The sequence below is a fragment of the Nocardia sp. NBC_00565 genome (genome assembly GCF_036345915.1).
Taxonomy (GTDB): Bacteria; Actinomycetota; Actinomycetes; order Mycobacteriales; family Mycobacteriaceae; genus Nocardia.
This window is the reverse complement of sequence record NZ_CP107785.1, coordinates 8493448-8512124: the sequence shown is the minus strand read 5'-3', so window position 1 is coordinate 8512124 and position 18677 is coordinate 8493448. Positions and strand designations below refer to the sequence as shown.

Annotated in this window: 17 protein-coding genes; 5 read left to right on the top strand and 12 right to left on the bottom strand. The window is 67.0% G+C overall.

Features of this window, described 5'->3' with window-relative positions; all coding sequences use genetic code 11:
• The first annotated feature begins 1 nt into the window (after position 1).
• The 3 genes from OG874_RS39290 to OG874_RS39280 all read left to right on the top strand — a co-directional run bounded on the left by OG874_RS39290 (position 2) and on the right by OG874_RS39280 (position 2301).
• Positions 2–739, top strand: a complete 738-nt coding sequence (locus OG874_RS39290) for an energy-coupling factor transporter transmembrane component T family protein (RefSeq protein ID WP_330252096.1) — start codon at positions 2–4, stop codon at positions 737–739.
• An 18-nt stretch (positions 740–757) separates the two neighbouring features.
• Positions 758–1444: a hypothetical protein gene (locus OG874_RS39285; RefSeq protein ID WP_330252095.1), complete on the top strand. Its 687-nt coding sequence runs from the start codon at positions 758–760 to the stop codon at positions 1442–1444.
• A gap of 212 nt (positions 1445–1656) precedes the next feature.
• On the top strand, positions 1657–2301 hold the full coding sequence (locus tag OG874_RS39280) for an ammonium transporter (RefSeq protein ID WP_330252094.1): 645 nt from the start codon (positions 1657–1659) through the stop codon (positions 2299–2301).
• Positions 2302–2358: 57 nt separating this feature from the next.
• On the opposite strand, the gene OG874_RS39275 is transcribed toward OG874_RS39280, so the two are convergent.
• Positions 2359–3600 (bottom strand): lipase family protein, encoded by a 1242-nt coding sequence (locus tag OG874_RS39275; protein ID WP_330252093.1) that lies wholly within the window; start codon positions 3598–3600, stop codon positions 2359–2361.
• Between the two features lie 281 nt (positions 3601–3881).
• Between OG874_RS39275 and OG874_RS39270 the strand changes: the two genes are divergently transcribed.
• Complete coding sequence (locus OG874_RS39270; protein WP_330252092.1) at positions 3882–4529, top strand: cysteine hydrolase family protein; 648 nt, start codon at positions 3882–3884, stop codon at positions 4527–4529.
• Between the two features lie 107 nt (positions 4530–4636).
• Here OG874_RS39270 and OG874_RS39265 read toward each other — a convergent pair whose 3' ends face one another.
• The 5 genes from OG874_RS39265 to OG874_RS39245 all read right to left on the bottom strand — a co-directional run bounded on the left by OG874_RS39265 (position 4637) and on the right by OG874_RS39245 (position 9460).
• The gene (locus tag OG874_RS39265; protein ID WP_330252091.1) at positions 4637–4816 is read right to left on the bottom strand and encodes an antitoxin; all 180 of its coding nucleotides are present in this window, start codon (positions 4814–4816) and stop codon (positions 4637–4639) included.
• Positions 4817–4897: 81 nt separating this feature from the next.
• On the bottom strand, positions 4898–7222 hold the full coding sequence (locus OG874_RS39260; RefSeq protein ID WP_330252090.1) for an ATP-dependent DNA ligase: 2325 nt from the start codon (positions 7220–7222) through the stop codon (positions 4898–4900).
• A gap of 49 nt (positions 7223–7271) precedes the next feature.
• Positions 7272–7544 carry an antitoxin gene (locus tag OG874_RS39255; RefSeq protein WP_442943204.1) on the bottom strand — a complete coding sequence of 91 codons (273 nt, stop codon included), beginning with the start codon at positions 7542–7544 and terminating at the stop codon, positions 7272–7274.
• 34 nt (positions 7545–7578) lie between these two features.
• On the bottom strand, positions 7579–8721 hold the full coding sequence (locus tag OG874_RS39250) for an MBL fold metallo-hydrolase (protein ID WP_330252089.1): 1143 nt from the start codon (positions 8719–8721) through the stop codon (positions 7579–7581).
• 13 nt (positions 8722–8734) lie between these two features.
• Complete coding sequence (locus OG874_RS39245) at positions 8735–9460, bottom strand: enoyl-CoA hydratase (protein WP_330252088.1); 726 nt, start codon at positions 9458–9460, stop codon at positions 8735–8737.
• A gap of 91 nt (positions 9461–9551) precedes the next feature.
• On the opposite strand from OG874_RS39245, the gene OG874_RS39240 reads away from it, so the two are divergent.
• On the top strand, positions 9552–10679 hold the full coding sequence (locus OG874_RS39240) for an NAD(P)-binding domain-containing protein (RefSeq protein ID WP_330252087.1): 1128 nt from the start codon (positions 9552–9554) through the stop codon (positions 10677–10679).
• Here the strand turns inward: OG874_RS39240 and OG874_RS39235 are convergent, their stop codons facing one another.
• From OG874_RS39235 to OG874_RS39210, 6 genes are all read right to left on the bottom strand, one after another.
• Positions 10680–11531, bottom strand: a complete 852-nt coding sequence (locus OG874_RS39235; RefSeq protein WP_442943203.1) for an aldo/keto reductase — start codon at positions 11529–11531, stop codon at positions 10680–10682.
• Between the two features lie 152 nt (positions 11532–11683).
• Entirely contained in the window at positions 11684–13231 is a 1548-nt protein-coding gene (locus tag OG874_RS39230; RefSeq protein WP_330252085.1) for a carboxyl transferase domain-containing protein, read from the bottom strand.
• 53 nt (positions 13232–13284) lie between these two features.
• Positions 13285–13887: a GTP-binding protein gene (locus tag OG874_RS39225; protein WP_330252084.1), complete on the bottom strand. Its 603-nt coding sequence runs from the start codon at positions 13885–13887 to the stop codon at positions 13285–13287.
• Complete coding sequence (locus tag OG874_RS39220) at positions 13868–14242, bottom strand: DUF742 domain-containing protein (protein WP_330252083.1); 375 nt, start codon at positions 14240–14242, stop codon at positions 13868–13870. The genes OG874_RS39225 and OG874_RS39220 overlap by 20 nt, the downstream gene beginning before the upstream one ends.
• Positions 14243–14249: 7 nt before the next feature.
• A complete protein-coding gene (locus OG874_RS39215) occupies positions 14250–14663 on the bottom strand; it encodes a roadblock/LC7 domain-containing protein (protein ID WP_011207200.1) in 414 nt (137 codons plus the stop codon).
• Entirely contained in the window at positions 14660–18673 is a 4014-nt protein-coding gene (locus tag OG874_RS39210) for an ATP-binding protein (RefSeq protein WP_330252082.1), read from the bottom strand. The genes OG874_RS39215 and OG874_RS39210 overlap by 4 nt, the downstream gene beginning before the upstream one ends.
• Positions 18674–18677 lie beyond the last annotated feature (4 nt).

Below are 18677 nucleotides of genomic sequence, written 5' to 3'. Positions count from 1 at the left end.
CATGAGTACCGTCCTGTTCCGCGAGGTACCGGTCACCAGTCCGGTACACAGCCTGTGGGCGGGCACCAAGATGATCGGGGCGTTCCTGATCAGCGTGGTGCTGATGTTCCTGCCCTCTTGGCCGGTGCTCGGCCTGATGATCACGTTCCTGATCGCGATCGGCGTACTGGCCCGGCTCCCGCTGAGCACGCTGCCGCGCCTGCCATGGTGGTTCTGGGCAATGCTCGGGGCGGGCGCGTTGCTCAATGTGCCGATCGGTGGCGATGCCGTGCTGCGCTACACCAATGCCGCGATCTTCGGCCTGATCCTGCTCGCTTCGTCCTTCCTCATCGCCTGGACCACCCCGATGGGCGATATCGCGCCGGCGCTGGCGAAACTCGGGTCTCCGTTGCGCAAACTCCGGGTGCCGGTGGATGAATGGGCCGTGGTCATCGCGCTCACGCTGCGCGGGCTGCCACTGCTGATGGAGGAGATCCGGGTGCTGCGGGCGGCGCGGCGGCTACGCCCGCAGGTGAGCCTGCTCAACCGCGCCGCCGACAATCCGTTCATCGACATCCTCACCGCCGCTATGGCCGTCTCCACCCGCCGGGCAACCGAACTCGGCGAGGCCATCACCGCCCGCGGCGGCACCGGGCAACTGACCGCCCGCCCCAGCGCACCGGGACGCAACGACGTGATCGCGCTATCGGTCGTCATCGCGGTCTGCCTCGGCGCGGTCGCACTCGATCTGCTGACCTGATCGGCGATACTGGCCGCTGTGACGGACCGAGACGACGATGTGCCCGCGTGGCAGCGTAAGACGGAGGGTGAGTCACGGATCGCGGCGACGCTGGCCGTGTTGGCGATCGTCGTTCTGCAGGTCGCGCTCCCGCAACAGCTCCGGCCGCAGCCCGCGTGGCTGCTGCCCGGACTCGAGATTCTGTTGCTCGGTGTGCTGGTGGTGGCCAATCCGTTCCGGATCAACCGGGAGGAGCGGTGGCTGCGCAATGGCGGGTTGTTGCTGACCGGGCTGTTGAGCTTGGCCACGGCGGTCTCGGCGGATCGACTGGTGTTCGAACTGATCCATGGGCCGCTCAGCGACAATGCCTCGGCATTGCTCGCCTCGGGCGGGGCGATCTGGTTGACCAATGTGGTGGTGTTCGGGCTCTGGTACTGGGAGTTCGATCGCGGCGGGCCCGCGGCGCGGGCGCATGCGCGAAAGCCACTGCCGGACTTCCTGTTCGTGCAGATGCAGAATCCGGAGTTGGCCCCGCCGGAGTGGGAGCCGCAGTTCGTGGACTACCTGTATCTGTCGTTCACCAACGCGACCGCGTTCAGCCCGACCGATGTGATGCCGATGTCACGCTGGGCGAAGTTGACGATGATGGCGCAATCGACGATCTCGCTGATCCTGGTGATCTTGGTGATCGCACGGGCGATCAACGTCCTGCACAGCGACTCGTGACCGTATAGCTAAGAGCTATAATACAATTCGCCGCTCGGGCAAATTGATTACCCCAATATTTTCGCTTCGAAACTATTCGTACGCGGTACAGTCTGATCGGAGTGCTGTTCTCTAGATCACATCGTGACTCTGCATAGCGCCTGGGGGGAGGATTTTTCGCATGCGGAGTGTTGCTACGGCTTGCACAAGATGATGAAGATTGGACCACCGGAATGATTCTCCGCAAGATCACCACGGCAGCGGTGCCGATAGTCGCCGCGGTCGCGGTCGGCGCGGGCACCTCCTACGCGCAGCCGAGCGCCACACCTGTACCCGATATCGGCTACGAGGCAGAACTGGTGGGCGCCAAGATTGTCACCACACTGACCAACGGGTCGTTCGAGATATCCGACGCCACGGTGAATATCAAGGACATCGCGGGCAATACGGTTGTGACGCTACCGCTGTCGTTCCGGCAGGACGGGCTCGAATTCGCGCTACCGCACGAGGTGCGCGAAGCGGGCCGGGTGCTGGAGTTGACCGCGGTCAAGGACTACACCTCGGCGCGGCAGGTGGCGACGCCGGTCGCGTCGCCGCGGGAGAACCTGCGCGCACAGGACAACTTTCTGTCGCAGTTCGGCCTCGCCACCGTCATCGGCGGATTCATCGGCACGGTGATCGGTGCCCTGGTCGGACTGACCGGCATCATCGGCGGACCAACCGTGATCGCCAGCGTCATCGCGGGCGCGGGTATCGGCGGCATCATCGGCACCATCGTGGTGGGCGGACCGACACTGATCATCGCCGGCATCGATCTGTTCAGCACCCTGGCCGCCCCGCCCGGCACCACCAAGTGGCAGGAGACGCCGGTCAAGTAGGCCCGCGGCTGCGCACGCGGCGCACAGCCGATCCCCGGTGTGCGCCGCGTTTTCGTGCTATCGGCCGTGACAGCCGGGAGCCACGGGCACACCGGCGAAACGATCGGCGAGGTAGCCCATCGCACCGGCCGCCTCACCGATGGCGGTCAGATTGTGTCCGGGCAATGTCGAGTGCACGGAGGTGATATCCGCACCCTGCGCGCAATACCGCCCGAGCAGATCGGTGAACCCCGCGACCGGGATCACATCGTCGGTTGTGCTGTGGTACAGGTACATCGGCGCGACGGGTGCGCCGCCGCCGAGCTCCTGCCGGTCGATCGCCGCCCGAAAGTCCGGATGCGACAACACATCCGGTACGGTCGCGAAATCGTCGACATGCGCGTTGATGTACTTGATGACGAAATCCGGTCCGCAGGCGTTCACATCCTCGGCGAAGTTGCTGCGACCACGCTCGTTGAGTAGTTCCAGCACACCGGAATTCGGCTCGTTCTTCGCGATCGCGGTCAACGCGAGCATCGCCAGACCCGCCTGCGTGCCGCCGTCCACACCGTGGACCATGGCGGGCCAATCGGCGGGAATCCCACCCGCGGTGACACCCGCGAGCTGGACATCCGGCGCGTACTCCGATTGCATCTGGGCCGCCCACAGCGTGGCGAACGCACCGCCGGAATAGCCCCACCCACCAACGGGACTGGCCGGGCCGACCCCGTCCGGCGCGAGCGCACGAGCGGCGCGGATACCGTCGAGCACCGCCCGGCCGGCATTGACGCCGTCCAGGAATCGGGACTGCGGCCCCTCGTAATCACTGGTCACCACCGCCCAGCCGCGGCGAAGCGCCTCGGCGATGAAGGGCGTGTCGATGAAGGTGTTCGCGCCGCCGAGATCCCAGCCGCCGCGCAGTGCGTACGACGGCGCGCACCGGGTGCCGAGACTGTCCTCCGCGATCTGATACGAGAGCAGCGGCCGCTGGCCGGGACCGAACCACGGCCAATTCGGCACCAGCACGGTGGTCATACCGGCGATCGGTAAGCCGTTCGCATCGTTGGTCCGGTACTGCACCTGCCAGGCCGAAACCGGTAGCGGCAGACCGTACAACACGATCGAGCGGGTCCGCAAGATGGCCCCGGCGCGATGGTCGGCCAGGTCGACCGATGCCGCATAGAACGGGTCCGCATCCGGCGGCGGCACCGCGCGCGCGGTCGGCACGAACACGAACGCCACGAGCGCGAGGACGACCAGAATGCCTGCCCGAGCCGATACTCGGTGACCTCCGACGAATGGTGCATGCAGATATTTCATCGGGGCCTCCAGTGTTCCGACGCGGCGCGACGCACAGTGCGCCGGGATCGCGTCAGTGCCGACTCCGCCCGGCAACGACTGCCACCACCGTACTGCCTGATCAGAGCCCCCGGCAACGGTCACAGGCGGGCACCGGTAACGCCGCGCGTGTCCGATTTCCGACATCGTTACAGTGGGGTCGAAGCTGGCTGCGGCACGCTTCGAAAGTGTCTACCGCGCAACCGATTCGTCGTCGGGTCGTACCCCGACGGTGATGGGTATCGAACAGGAGTGAGCTGACCATGCGGCACGGCAACGGACTCGACATTCCAGAAGGACTCGCCGATGTGTGCGCGCCGAACCGCATGGCGGTGATCGTCTACGACATGCAGGTCGGCGTGCTCTCCCAGCTACCGGACGGCCCCGAGATCATCGCGCGGGTGGCACGCATAGTGGAGGCGGCGCGGCGCGGCGGTTATCCGGTGATCTTCCTGCGGCACTTCTTCCTACCGCGCCGCCTCAGCGGCACCTTCGCGCTGCGGATGGCGATGAGCTGGCAGCAGGTCGATTCCGTCGATGACGTGAAATTCATCCTGCAGCGCGATACTCCGCCCTTCGAACTGGTTCCGGAGCTGCGGCCGACGGCCGACGAGGTGGTCTTCGACAAGACCTCGATGTCGGCGTTCGAGGGCACGCCACTGGCCGCGGTGCTGCGCGATCTGGGCATCGGCACCTACGCGATCACCGGCGTCGCGTTGGAGATCGGCATCGCACCCACGGTCACCCATTCGACCGACCTCGGCTTCGTGCCGGTGGTCATCACCGATGCCGTCGGCGGCCGCGACAAGGAGGCGATGGCGCGGGCCTACGACGAGTTCGAGTTCCAGGGGCACACGATGATCACCGACAGCGCCACCATCATTGCGCTGCTGGAGCGCGAACACAGCTGAGCCGTGCCGGCGGATCGAAATGCCCGATCCGCCGGCCGTAGCGACTGCTTGCAGGTCGCTCGAAAGGGTCAGCAGCGACTGCTTGCAGGTCGCTCGAAACGGTCGGTTCAGCCTTCCTTGCGGACGGCCTTCTTCGCGGCATCCTGCGCGGCGTCGACCTGGCCGGCGAATTTGCCGTCAGTCTGCTTGTCGACGAGATCGCCCGCCTTATCGATGGCCATCTCGACCTTGTCCGAGTTCTGCTGGGCCAGGTCCATCGCCTTGTTCGCCAGGTTCTTGAAGTCCACGCTGTCACTCCCTAGATGTCGAGCCGAAACAAACCGCGGACTCACCCTACCCAGCACGACAGGAAGACCGGATACCCGAACTCAGTCCGATATTCGGCCCAGCCAGGCCGGATGCCATAAACGCCCGGTTTCGGTCCAGTTCATGAACCGCACCGTCCCACCGACTTTCGGCGTCACCCAGACCGCGTCCTTGCGCTCGTCGGCGGTCAACTCATTGTCGAACGGATTGGTCTTGCGCGCCAGCTTGCGCAGCCGCGAGGCCAGATCCCGCATCTCGGCAGCACCGAAACCGGTGCCGACCCGGCCGACGTAATACAGCCTGCCCTCGTGCTGGATGCCGACCAGCAGTGAGGCGAATTCCCGTGCGTCGCTGCGGCGCCAACCGCCGACCAGCACCTGCTGAGTGCGCCAATTGCGTTGCTTCACCCACGAATGTCCGCGCTTACCAGGCAGATACACCGAATCCCTGCGCTTGGCGACCACGCCCTCCAAGCCCTGCTCCTGGCTGTAGCGCAGCGCGTCCGCACCGGAGCCGTCCAGGCGCGGCGGCACCCGCAGCGACGGCGCGTTGGCGGCGATCGCCTCCAGCACCCGGCGACGATCCGAATACCTTTTGCGGACCAGGGATGTCCCGTCCAGATACAGCACATCGAAGGCGACGAAGACCGCGCGGGCCGCATCCGCCTGCAGCAGACCGAGATTGGCGACGCCGTGATCGTCGAAGACCACGGCCTCGCCGTCGAGCACCACATTGTGTCCGGCCAATTCCGCGGCCAGCACCGACATGCCCGGATAGCGCTTGGTCACCACATTGCCCGCTCGGCTACGTAAAGTCAGTGTCCCGGAATCGATTTCGGCGATGAGGCGGAAGCCGTCCCACTTGGTCTCGAAGCACCACTCGACATCGTCGAGATCGGCGACCTCGCCCGCGGTGGCGAGCATCGGCGCGAGGCCGCGCGGAAAGGGCACCGGCCCGGGCGTTCTCGGCACGGTGAACGCCGCTTCGGGTCCGATCGGGCCGCTGGATACTCTGGTCGAACCACTCTCGTGCACCTGCTGCTCACGCATGAGATGCATCAGCCACTGGGTGCCGTTGGTCCGGATCAGCGCGTAGCGGCCGCGCAGTCGCTTGCCGTGGAATGCGACGATGACCTCGTCCGCGCGCCACTTCTCGGTGTCATAGGTGCCCGAATCCCAGATCGTCATCTCCCCCGCGCCGTACTGCCCCTTCGGAATCGCGCCGTGAAAGTCCAAGTACTCCAAGGGATGATCCTCGGTGTGCACGGCGAGCCGGTTCTGATCCGAGGAGGTCGGCGGACCCTTCGGTACCGCCCACGACACCAGCACACCATCGCGTTCCAGCCGCACATCCCAGTGCAGCCGCCGGGCGTGGTGTTCCTGGACGACGAAGCGATTGTTCGCACCGGACGTCGGCGCTTCGGCGGGCACCGGTTCGGGGGTGGCCGTCGCGTCACGCATCGATCGATACCTCGTCAGCGCGTCGCTGCCGGACGAATCCGATGCGGGCGGATCCAATTCGGCGAGCAGGTCGCCGTCATCGCGCCAGCGCGCGAGCACCTCGTCGAACCGCAAGTGCCGCAGCTTCTTCCGGTTCTCGATCTCGGCCCAGCTGCGCGGCGCCGCGGCATTGGGTTCGGTCCGGCCGCGCAGCGAATACGGTGCGATGGTGGTCTTGGACGGATTGTTCTGGCTCCAGTCCAGGAACACCTTCCCGCCGCGCGCCGATTTGGCCATCGTCGCGGTGACCAGATCCGGGTGCAGCTGCTCGAGATTCGTGGCCACCTGCTTGGCCACCGTCGACGCGCCCCCCGGACTCAGCTCACGGTCCAGCGGGACATAGATGTGAATTCCCTTGCTACCACTGGTTACCGGGAACGCGTGCAGCCCGATACCCTCGACCATATCGCGCACCGCCACCGCGACCCGCGCGCATTCGGCCAGTCCGGCGCCCGGACCGGGATCGAGGTCGAATACCAGCCGAGTCGCCGGGCCGATCGCATCGCCGTCGAAACGCCATTGCGGCACATGGACTTCCAGCGCCGCCTGCTGCCCGATCCAGGCCAGCCCGGCCTCGGTATCGATCACCGGATAGACGACCCGGCGACCGCGATGCTCGATGGTGTGGCGCTCCAGCCAGGACGGTGCGTGCTCCGCGAGATTCTTTTCGAAGAACGACGGTTCGTCGACCCCGTTGGGCCAGCGCTTGCGCGTGACCGGCCGCCCGGCAATATGCGCGAGCATGGCGGGCGCGATGGCCGTGTAGTAGGCGATGACCTCGCCCTTGGTGGTTCCGGTCGCCGGATACAGCACCTTGTCGAGGTTGCTCAATTCAACCTCTATGCCCGGGCCGCCCGGGCTGCCACCGAATTCCCGGCGGGTCACCATGAATGAATTTTAGGGGCGGGGACCGACAGAAACCGGTCCCCGCCACATATCAGGCCTGTGGTTTCCCCGGCTCCTCCGGCGCGACGGGCGGTTCCGGCGCCGGCTCGACGGGCGGTTCCGGCGCTACCTCGGGCTGGTCCGTCGGGACGGCCTTCTTGGCAGCCTCCTGGGCCTTCCCGATCTTGTCCGAGTATTTGTGACCGGTTTTCTGGTCGATGAAACTACCGGTCTTGTCGACCGCTTCGTTGATTTTGTCGGCGTTTTTTGCCGCCGCTTCCTTCCCTTTGCCGACCAGGCCTTTCAGGGTGTCCGCGAGACTCATGCCTTCGTTCCTTCCTGTCGACGAACCGAGGTATTCACCCCACATCCTCCCACCACGAATCGCGTACCGGCACGCCATTGGGATCGATGCGCTGCCCCGGCATCGGCACCGCCACAGCGGTACCCGCTGCCCGCGCCGCCTCGACCATCCGCCGGACCGGCTCCGACCATCCATGGAAGGCCAGATTGAACGTCGCCCAATGGATGGGCACCAGCAGCCCGTGGCCCGGATCGCCGACGCACAGGTCCGCGTGCGCGCGCACCGCCTCCTCCGGATTCATGTGGATATCCGGCCAGGCCTCGTCGTAGGCCCCGATCGGCAGCAGCGTCAGATCGAACGGGCCGAGTGCCGCACCGGCCTCGGCGAAGGCCTTGGTGTATCCGGTGTCACCGCCGAAGTACACCCGGCGGGTCGGGCCGACGATGGACCAGGACGCCCACAGCGTGGTGTTGCGCAGCAGGCCGCGACCGGAGAAATGCCGCGCCTCGGTACAGGTGAGCACTAGATCCGTGCCATCGCGCTCCCGGCCCAGTGAGGCGAGGGAAACCGAACCGCCCCAATCCAATTCGACGATCCGATGCTCGGGCACACCCCAGTGCCGCAAATGCGCGCCGATGCCGATCGGCACCAGGAAGGGCGCGGCCTGACCGAGTACCAGTTGCCGGACGGTGGCCTTGTCCAGATGGTCGTAGTGATCATGGGAGATGATCACGGCGTCCACCGGCGGCAGCTCCGACAACGGCGTCGGCACCGGATGCAACCGGGCCGGACCGACCAGCGCGGACGGCGAAACCCGTTCGCTCCATACCGGATCGGTGAGAATCCGGTAGCCGTCCACCTCGATGAGCGCCGAGGCGTGCCCGTACCAGGTGACCGCGAGATCGGCCGCCTCGGTCGGCACCTCCGGCCGCGCCAGCGGAATCGCGACCTGCGGGCGACCGGCGTTGCGCCGGGTCAGCGCCGAAAACAGCAGGGACGGAGCCGAACCCGAGACGAACTGGGTGCTCGGCTCGGAGTTGTGGAACTGCCGATTGCGGTAGCTCACCGCACCCGCGGCGTAGGGCTGAATGGCGTTGATCGAAGCGCCGATGGCGGAGGGGATATCCCAGACCGCGCGCACCACCCAGGCGACGCCGACCGCGCCGGCCGCCATGCCGATAAGTTTCTTCAGGTTCATCATCGCCACCCAATCATCGCCCGAGGAACTTCGCCGCACGCTTCTCTTGTCTGGCTAATCGCCCTTCCTTGGCGTCCTCGCTGGTCCAGGCGGCCTCGAGGGCCACGCGCTGCACCTCGGTGGCCGGTTCGCGGGTGCCGTCGTCGTTCAGCACCAACTTCATATGGCGTAGCGACATCGGTGCCAGCTCGGCGATCGACTTCGCCCACTTCTGGGCGTCGGCCAGGGTGCCGAGCCGGTTGGCGAAGCCGAAGGCGTAGGCGTCGGTGGCCGTGATCGGTTCGGCACCGAGCAGCATGGTCCTGGCCGGACCGCCGCCGATCAGCGATGCCAGTCGCCGCATGGTCCAGCGATCGACCGAGATACCCAGCTTGGCCGCCGGAATCGCGATATAGGCGTCCGGTTCGATCACCCGCAGGTCCGAAGCCAGGGCAATCTGCACCCCCGCGCCGAGCGCGGCGCCGTTGATCGCCGATATCACCGGGACCGGAACGGATTCGATGGTGTGCAGCATGTCGAGCAGGCCATCGAGGAATTCCTGGGAGTAGACGCCCGACAGGTCCGCACCCGCGCTGAACATCGGCCCCTGGCCAGTGAGTACGATCACCCGGGCATCCTCGGCCGCGGTCCACACCGCATCGCGCAGCGCGGCGACGAGTTCGTTGTTCAGCGCGTTACGCCGCTGCTCGCGCTGTAGTTCGATGGTGACGACGTCGCCATCACGGCTCACTCCGAGCATTCATTCTCCCCAACTGACCGGTTCGAGTGGTTACATCAACTCTGCCATAGTTGACGGCGTATACCGACCAAGGCCGATACGATCACGGCTTGTGCCGACAGAGTTCTCCATCCTGGTGATCGGTGCTGGTCAGGCCGGGCTGTCGGCCGGTTACCACCTGCAGCGCCTCGGATTGCGGCCCGAACAGGACTTCCGCATCGTCGATCACGCGCCGGGACCCGGCGGGGCCTGGCAATTCAGGTGGCCATCGCTCACATTGACCACCGTCAACCGGGTGCACGACCTGCCGGGCATGTCGTTCGCCGAAACCTTGCCGCCGGATTCGGACGCCGTGCCCGCGGCGACCGCGGTGCCGCACTATTACGAGTTGTACGAGAAGCGGTTCGACCTACAGGTCCGCAGACCGGTCACGGTCACCGTGGTCTGCGACCGCAATGCGGACGGAACCCCTTGTGCCGCAGGGCCCGATCTCGCCACCGGCCGCGGCCAGAACTTGAACGTGGAGACCGACGCGTCCGGTGTCATCCGGGTGCGCGGGCTGATCAACTGCACCGGCACCTGGGAGCGTCCCTTCATTCCGCGTTACCCGGGTGCGGAGACCTTCGCCGGGCGACAGCTACACACCCGCGACTACCGCACCGCCGACGAATTCGCGGACCAACATGTGGTCGTGGTCGGCGGCGGCATCTCGGCCGTACAGCTGCTCGACGAGATCTCGCAGATCACCACCACCACGTGGGTAACACGCCGCGAACCGGTCTTCCGCGATTCGCCATTCGCCGAGCAGGACGGCCGCGCCGCCGTCGCCATCGTGGAGGACCGAGTGCGGCACGGGCTGCCGCCGGGTTCGGTGGTCTCGGTGACCGGGTTGCGACTCGACGATCGGCTACGCGCCGCTCGAGCCCGCGGGGCACTGGCGCGGCACCCGATGTTCGCGAGCATCGAACCCGATGGGGTGCGCTGGGCCGACGGCACGTTCCAGCACGCGGACGTCATCCTGTGGGCCACCGGATTCCGCAGTTCCCTGGACCATTTGGCACCGCTGCGGCTTCGTGGCCCCGGTGGTGGCATCACCATGACCGGACGGCTGGCCACCCGGGTCGCGGTCGATCCGCGAATCCACCTGATCGGCTACGGACCGTCCGCCAGCACCATCGGCGCGAACCGCGCGGGCCGAGCCGCCGCGCAAGAACTCACCGCGCACCTCGGCCTGCGATAACTACAAACCGGCGGTGAAGGTGGCCGGATCGGGGCCGATGCGAGCACCCTTCTCGAGCGCGTTGATGGCACGCATCTGTTCCCGGCTCAGCTCGAAGCCGAAGACGTCGAAGTTGGTCTGGATGCGCGAGGGCGTGACCGACTTCGGGATCACCACGATGCCCTGTTGCAGATGCCAGCGGATGATCACCTGGGCCGGGGTGCGGTCGACCTCGTCGGCGATAGCGACGATGGTGTGATCGTCGAGCAGGGTGCCCTGGCCGAGCGGGCTCCATGCCTCGGTGGCGATGGCGTTCGCGTCATGGAAGGCGCGTAGCTCGCGCTGCGCCAGCCGGGGGTGCAGTTCGATCTGGTTGACCACCGGGATCTCACCGGTCTCACCGATGACCCGTTGCAAGTCGGGGACAGTGAAGTTCGAGACGCCGATCGAGCGGATCCGGCCGTGTGCTTTCAGCGTCTGGAAGGCCTTGAAGGACTCGACGAAGCGATCGGCCTGCGCGACCGGCCAGTGGATGAGATAGAGGTCGAGGTAGTCCAGGCCGAGCCGAGCCATACTCACGTCGAAGGCGCGCAGCGTGGCGTCGTAGCCCTGTTCGGAGTTCCACAGCTTGGTGGTGACGTACACCTGGTCGCGCGGCAGCCCGAATTCCCGGATGGCGCGACCGGTGCCCTCCTCGTTGCCGTAGATCGCCGCGGTGTCGATGCTGCGATAGCCCGCCTCGAGTGCGGTGGTGACGACCGGGTAGACGTCATCGGGCGGAACTTGGAACACACCGAAACCGAGCTGCGGGATCACGTTCCCGTCGTTCAGCACGATCGAGGCAATGGCGCAGGTCTCGCTTCTGAAGGTCACCATCCGACCGTAGAAGTGCCGCGGCGAGTCGTCAACGAAGCCCCCTGGTGTGTTGACCACTTTTTGCTGGTCGGAGCACACTATGCCCTGGCACGGACCGCGCCGGGCGGGCGATCGAGATCACCGGAAAGCTGGGCGCCGTGCCCGGGAATTCAGCTGGGTGGGAGGCCGATGCGGCGATAGCGGGTATGCCGGGCGGCACGGAGTTCGGCCAGCGGGCGAGCACGCAGATCGGCCAGTTCGGCGGCGATGGCGGCGACCATGCGGCGGGCGAATTCGACCGGTTCGTCGGCGGCGTCCGGAAACTCCGGGACGATGCGGTCGACCACACCGTCGGCGAGCAGATCGGCGGACCGGATGCCCTGCGCCTCGGCCAGCTCGGGAGCGTGGGCGATATCGCGGTAGACGATCGCGCTCGCGCCCTCCGGCGGCAGCGGCGCGAGCCAGCCGTGCGTGGCGGCCAGGACGCGATCGGCCGGCAGCAGGGCCAGTGCGCCGCCACCGGTGCCCTGGCCGAGCAGGATCGAGATGGTCGGGGTGTCCAGGGTCACCAGATCCGCTATGCAGCGGGCGATCTCGGGGGCGAGGCCACGCTCCTCGGCCTCCTTGGACAGTGCGGCGCCGACCGTGTCGATCACCAGGACCAGCGGCAACCGCAACTCCTGGGCGAGGGCCATGCTGCGCCGCGCCTCGCGCAGCGCGGCCGGGCCCATGGTGTGCTCACCCGCCTGCCCCGAGCGATCGTGGCCGAATACGATGCAGGGCTCACCGCGTAAGCGCGCCAGTGCGTGCACGATGGTGCGGTCGGATTCGCCCTGACCGGTACCGCTGAGCGGAACCCGTTGTGTCACATGGCGCAACAGATCACGAATGCCCGGCCGACCCGGACGGCGCGAGATGCGCACCGAATCCCATGCCGGGACATCGGTATTCGCATCGAGCCCGCTCGGCGCGGGATGCACGTCGGTTGACTCGCCGGTCAACCCATGTACCGGCGCGGCCCAACCGGGTTCGGCCGCAACGGGATCCGGCACGCCGCTGAGCACGCTCAACGCGCGATGCGCGATCCGGCGGAATACCGGGACCGGAAGGACACCATCGATCACACCGCTGCGATACAGATTCTCGGCGACCTGGACGCCCTCCGGAAAATTCCTGCCGTACAGAGCTTTATAGACGCGCGGACCGAGAAACCCGATCATTGCGCCGGGTTCGGCAAAGGTGATGTGCCCCAACGACCCCCAGGACGCGAAAACGCCGCCCATCGTCGGGTCGCGCAGGTAGACCAGGTACGGATATCCGGCCGCCTTGTGCACCGCGACCGCGCCCGCGATCTTCACCATCTGCACGAAAGCGACTGTGCCCTCTTGCATTCGGGTGCCGCCGGAGGTCGGCGATGCGACCAGGGGCAAGCCGAGTTCGGTAGCCCGCTCGACCGCAGCGACGATCCGCTCCGCCGCGGCCACACCGATCGACCCGGCCAAGAATCCGAACTCGCAGGCGATTACGGCCATGCGTCGACCACGCAGCAGCCCCTCGCCGGTGCACACCGCTTCATCGGTGCCCGCCGCCACGGCGGCCCTGCGCAGATCCTCGCGGTAGCGCGGGGATACGGCCACCGTCACCGGTGGCCGATCCCAGCTGACGAACGAGTCCGAGTCGAGCAGTTGCTCGAGCAGCTCCCGCGCCGAAATCCTCACCGAGCGAGCTTAGCCACTCGGTTCGCAAGGCGCCGCGACAGCGACACGACCGCTCAGTAGCCCTGCATGACCTTGCGCAGTGCGTACTCGGTGAGCGAGACCAGCGCCTGCTTGGCGGGCTCACGACGCCGGGCGTCGATGGACAGGATCGGCACATCGGCGGGCACCGCGAGTGCCTGCCGGATGTCCTCGATCGGATACCGCGGTGCGTCGTCGAATTCGTTGAGCGCCACCAGGAACGGTAGGCTGCGCGCTTCGAAATAGTCGACGGCGGCGAAGCTGTCCTCGAGTCTGCGGGTGTCGACCAGCACCACCGCGCCGATGGCGCCGCGGATCAGGTCGTCCCACATGAACCAGAAGCGGTACTGGCCCGGCGTACCGAACAGGTACAACACCAGATCGTCGGCGAGGCTGATCCGGCCGAAGTCCATCGCCACCGTGGTAGTCGACTTCATCGGAATGCCGGTCAGATTGTCGATTCCGGTGCTGGCATTGGTCACCAGAGCTTCGGTGCGCAGCGGAACAATCTCCGAGACTGCACCGACCAACGTGGTCTTACCGACACCGAACCCACCCGCGACAACGATCTTCGCCGAGGTCGGCTTACTGGTGCGGGTATCGACCTGCGCCGTCGAATCAAATACGCCGGAGTCCACTGAGAACCCTTTCGATCAGCTCGCGACGTTCATCGTCGCTGGAATCGTCTTTCAAAGTCGCCGAAACGCGCACATGCCCGGCCTCGATGAGGTCGGCCACCAGCACGCGGGCCACCCCGATAGGGATACCCAAACGCGCTGCCACTTCAGCAACGGACGGCGATTCTCTGCACAACTCCACGATGGACGTCTCGATGTTGGTCAGTTCGAACTGCCGCTCCAGGGCGACCGGATGCGATGCGACGAGCGCCTCCAACGCCAACTCGATTGCGGGCCGGGTGCGGCCCGCAGTCAACGAGTACGGGCGAACGAGGCTGGGCTCGGCACTCCCCATGCGGTGATCGTCTATGTCCATCCGACCATCAGGAACCCATCGTGACGCGTGGCGTGGCCTGGACGGTCTGGCCGACACGCTCGACCAACAAGGCCATTTCGTAACCGACCTGGCCGATATCGCAAGAGGTATTGGTCAGCACCGCGAGATACGAGCCATCGCCGACTGCCATGAGTAGCAGATAGCCGTGCTCCATCTCGACCACGGACTGCAGGACGGTGCCGCCTTCGAATAGGTTCGAGACGCCCACCGAGAGGCTGGCAAGTCCGGCGGTGACGGCCGAGAGTTGTTCGGCACGGTCCACGGGCAGCTGCGCGCTCGCGGCCATGAGTAGTCCGTCAGCCGAGACCAGGACGGCATGAGCTACGCCAGGAACCTCGTTGGCGAAGTTCGAAACCAGCCAATCCAGCTGACGATTCGTACCACCTAGATCGGGGTTCATCGGTCTCCTTTATCTCCGGTTAAGTTCATTGGCTTCATTGCGCGGCCATCCCGGACGCCCTGCTGGTGACGACTCAAGCTGGACCTGATCGTTTCTGGATCGCGACGCGGCGCGCGACCGGCGTTGCCGTTGACACCGCCGGGCACCAGCCTCCCGCCCGGATTGCGTTGCGGCAACCCGGCGGCCGTCTTTGTTTCGGTCTGCGCCTCACTTGCCCGGCGCGCGGCCTGCCATCCTTCGTCACCCGGTGATTCGAAGGAGGCGGCCACCTGGGACCGGTCCTGATTCGGATCCGAGAGCCACGCCGACATCATCTCGGCGAAGATCGGGGTGCCGCCCATGACCGAATCAGAATCGGCCGCGGGCTGCAACCTGGTCTGGAAGAACGACGCCGCCTTCTCCGGATCGGGCTTGAAGCTGTGCCGCGCTGCGCCCGTGGTCCCGCTCTCGGAAACCGCGGATACCTCACCACTCGGCGCGGACTGGGTCGCACCGCGATCCCGTTGCGACAGACCGATTCCCGGTGTGGCCTCGCGACGCGGCAGTGCGGCCGCGCCGGGCTCGCGCTGGGGCAGCACGGTGGCACCCGGCTGCCGCTGCGGCAGACTGTCCCGCGACGGCAGACCGTCGCGCTGGGGTAGGCCACTGGGCGTCTGCGCACCCGGCTGCCGCTGTGGCAGACCGTTGGGCGCTTCGCGCTGCGGCAGATTCGCCGCGGGCGACTGCCGTTGCGGCAGACCGGTCGCACCCGGCTCCCGCTGCGGCAAACCACCCGAGGCCGAATCACGCTGCGGCAAACCACCCGGCAACGGATCACGCAACGGATCACGCGCAGGCGGCAACGGATCACGCAACGGATCACGCGCAGGCAGGCTACCCGACGACGGATCACGCTGCGGCAAACCACCGGAAGCGGGATCACGCTGCGGCAAACCACCCGACCCGGCTTGACGCTGCGGCAAACCACTCGACCCGGGATCACGCTGCGGCAAACCACCCGAGCCGGCTTGACGCTGCGGCAAACCACTCGACCCGGGATCACGCTGCGGCAAACCACCCGAGCCGGTATCCCGCTGCGGGAGACCGTTCAGACCGGACTCACGCTGCGGCAGACCGGTCGACCCGGAATCCCGTTGCGGCAGACCACTGCCCCCGGCATCACGCTGCGGCAAACCACTGGGCGCCTCGCGCTGCGGCAGATTCGCCGCGGGCGACTGACGCTGCGGCAGACCGGTCGCACCCGGCTCCCGCTGCGGCAAACCACCCGAGGCCGAATCACGCTGCGCCGAATCACGCTGCGGCAAACCACCCGGCAACGGATCACGCAACGGATCACGCGCAGGCAGACTCCCCGACGACGGATCACGCTGCGGCAGACCACCGGCACTCGAATCACGTTGCGGCAACCCGCTGCCACCAGCATCGCGCTGCGGCAGACCACCCGAAGCGTCCCGCTGCGGCAGACCAGATCCGGTATCGCGCGACGGCACGCCACCGGCGCCCGGCTCCCGCTGCGGCAGACCGTTCAGCCCCGATGGACGCTGCGGCAGACCGCCCGAGCGCTGCGGCACACCGTTGGCACCCGGCTGACGCTGCGGCAGACCACCACTGGGCTGACCGCCCTCGGGCGGCTGCGGCACACCGTTCGTGCCGGGCTGCCGCTGCGGCAGTCCACCGGAGTTGAGATTCCGCGGTGGCAGACCGCCACCGGAGATGGTCGGCTCGGCCCCGGGCCGGTTCGGCGGCGGACCGCCGGGGGTGACATTGCGCTTGGGCAGACTCGCGGCCGCGAGCTTGCCGCGCTGTGGACCACTCGGCGTCTGTCCGGACGCGGGCCGCAGGGTCGGACCGGCCGGTGCCGCGTCCTGACGCAGACCCGAGGCCATGGTCGAGCCGGGCGAGCGCTGCGGTAGGCCGCCCGCCGCCGGAATCGGACCACTGGTCCCGGACGGCGCCGGACTCGGCGTCACCGGAATCGGACCGCTGACACCGGGATCGACGGTGACCATGACGTTGCCGCCCGGCGTCCTGGTGATCGCGCGCGTCTGCATCGACGACGGAGTCGACTGCCGTTGCGGCGCATTGGCGGAAACCTGCGGCGCGGCCTGCGGCATCGCGGTGGTCTGTCCCCGTTCGAGGACGATCAGACCGATCGGAACCTGCACGGTGACCGTGACGCCGGGATCGCGCGCGGTATCGAAGGTTGGACGCAGCCGCACGGTGAGCCCGTGCCGCTCGGCCAATCGGCCGACCACGAAAAGACCCATGTGGCGGGCGGTATCGGGACCGGGCTCGGCGGTCTGCTCGAGTCGCCGGTTGATATCGGCCATCTCGGAGGGCGGCATACCGATGCCGCGGTCCGCGACCTCGATGAGCATGCCCTGGTCGTGTCCCTGCGCGAAGGTGAACTTCACGTCGGTCTCCGGCGGCGAGGCGCGTAGCGCGTTGTCCAGCAGCTCGGCGAACAGGTGCGCCATATCCGATGCGGCGGGCTCGACCAGCGAACCACGCGGGGTCGCACCGAGCTTCACCCGCTCGTAGTCCTCGACCTCGGAGATCGCCGCGCGCAGCACGTCGGCGATCTCGACCGGCGCGGACTTGCTGCGCCGCTGCCGAGTACCGGCGAGAATCAGCAGGTTGTCGCCGTTACGGCGCATGCGGGCCGCGAGATGGTCCAGCCGGAACAAGTTCTCCAGCAGGCGCGGATCCTTCTCGTCGTACTCCATCGCCTCGATCAGGCTGAGCTGGTGGTCAACGAGCGATTTGGAGCGCCGGGCCAGGGTCTCGAACATGTCGTTGACCTGGGCGCGCATCTGCGCCTGATCACTGGCCAGACGCAGCGCCTGGCCGTGGATGTCGTCGACGGCGCGGGCCAGCTGGCCGATCTCCTCGCTGCTGCGGATCGGCATCGGCTCCAGCGGTACGTCCTCGGGGGACGCGCCGTTGCGGAGCTGGGCGACCTCGTGCGGCAGATCGCTCTCGGCCACCCGCAGTGCCGCCAGCCGCAGCCGGTGCAGCGGCACGATCATCGAGCGCGCCACGAAGACGGCGAGCAGCAGCGCGGCGAGGATGGTCGCGATGACGACCGCGGTGTAGGTCCACGCGCCGGTATTTGCCTTCGACACCAGCGAACTCATCGCGGAGTCGATGTCCTTGGTGGACTTGGCGACCACGCGTTCGTAGACGTCGAGGCTGCCGGTGAGCGAGTTCTTCAGATCACCGATCGGAATCTTGCCGGACTGCGCCTCCGGGCTGTTCATCAGCGAGACCCGATTATCGATGCCGGCCCGCAGGTCGGCGATCGAGGTGTCGGCATCCGGAAAACGGTGCGCGAGCACGTTGAGCAGCGACCGCTCGGTGCTGGCCGCGGTGAGCACGCTCTGCGTTCCAGTGGTCGGGCTACGTAGTACCTCGGGGAACGCGGCGACCTCACCGACCAGCGCGTACCGGGTGTTCAGCGAGTCGACCAGCCGCAGCTTCGCCTGGTCGACGGCCGGATCGCTGACCTGGCTGACCGTGCTCTCGACGATGTTCACACTGCCGTTGCGGACCTTGTCGATCGTGCCGATGACTTCGGCCGGGGTCTGCGTCGTGGCGTTCTTGCCCTGGGCTCGAACTGCCTTGGCCTGGGTGATCATGCCTTCGAGCGCCGCCCGGGCACCGGGCACGGCGCTGAGCTTGTCGACCGCCTGCTCGGCATCGCTGATGCCCTTGTCCAGGTCCGCGAGGTTCTTGTCGGACACGATCGAAACGCCCGGCATAATCGAGATCATCTGCGAGGCCGCGGTCGTCGCGGTCTGCGCACTCAGCCCGGTGACCGCCGGGAGGGCTTCGATGTTCTTGGCGGCAGCGTCCAGCCGGTTCGCGTCGGCGAACTCGGCAGTAATCCTGGACACGCCGAGTCCAACCGCGACTGCCAGCGGAACGGCCAGGACCGCCGTAACCTTCCAGCGCAGGTCCCAGTTGCCGAGCGCCCAGCGTTTGCTGCCGGACCTTGCGGCGTCACGCATCTCC

Coding starts and splice junctions, on each gene's coding strand:
- OG874_RS39255 (WP_442943204.1), bottom strand. CDS start 7,544: ATGAGTCTCGCGGACACCCTGAAAGGCCTGGTCGGCAAAGGGAAGGAA.
- OG874_RS39290 (WP_330252096.1), top strand. CDS start 2: ATGAGTACCGTCCTGTTCCGCGAGGTACCGGTCACCAGTCCGGTACAC.
- OG874_RS39280 (WP_330252094.1), top strand. CDS start 1,657: ATGATTCTCCGCAAGATCACCACGGCAGCGGTGCCGATAGTCGCCGCG.
- OG874_RS39260 (WP_330252090.1), bottom strand. CDS start 7,222: ATGGTGACCCGCCGGGAATTCGGTGGCAGCCCGGGCGGCCCGGGCATA.
- OG874_RS39215 (WP_011207200.1), bottom strand. CDS start 14,663: ATGAACCCCGATCTAGGTGGTACGAATCGTCAGCTGGATTGGCTGGTT.
- OG874_RS39270 (WP_330252092.1), top strand. CDS start 3,882: ATGCGGCACGGCAACGGACTCGACATTCCAGAAGGACTCGCCGATGTG.
- OG874_RS39210 (WP_330252082.1), bottom strand. CDS start 18,673: ATGCGTGACGCCGCAAGGTCCGGCAGCAAACGCTGGGCGCTCGGCAAC.
- OG874_RS39245 (WP_330252088.1), bottom strand. CDS start 9,460: ATGCTCGGAGTGAGCCGTGATGGCGACGTCGTCACCATCGAACTACAG.
- OG874_RS39220 (WP_330252083.1), bottom strand. CDS start 14,242: ATGGACATAGACGATCACCGCATGGGGAGTGCCGAGCCCAGCCTCGTT.
- OG874_RS39250 (WP_330252089.1), bottom strand. CDS start 8,721: ATGAACCTGAAGAAACTTATCGGCATGGCGGCCGGCGCGGTCGGCGTC.
- OG874_RS39275 (WP_330252093.1), bottom strand. CDS start 3,600: ATGAAATATCTGCATGCACCATTCGTCGGAGGTCACCGAGTATCGGCT.